We start from the raw sequence: 203 nt of genomic DNA on the forward strand, positions 1-203 counted from the left end.
GAATTACGCAACAAAGCCAGTTAACGCTACTTGGAATATCAAAAAGAGGAAATAAAGAACTGAGAACGCTATTTATCCATGCCGCAAGGTCAATTTTATGGAAAGATAAGTCGGTCGAAAAATATTTTGGTTCATGGCTTATTGAGCTTAAGAAGCGAAAATCTTTTAACTTGGCTGTGTGGTGAAAAATTGAAAATACAGGG

Annotated in this window: 1 pseudogene; it reads left to right on the forward strand. The window is 36.0% G+C overall.

Annotated elements, in window-relative coordinates:
• A pseudogene (locus tag AB4323_RS24475) lies at positions 1-179 on the forward strand (transposase); the annotation flags it as partial.
• Positions 180-203: the final 24 nt, after the last annotated feature.

The organism is Vibrio sp. 10N.261.52.C11, from assembly GCF_041471405.1.
In the GTDB taxonomy this organism is placed as follows: Bacteria; Pseudomonadota; Gammaproteobacteria; order Enterobacterales; family Vibrionaceae; genus Vibrio; species Vibrio crassostreae_C.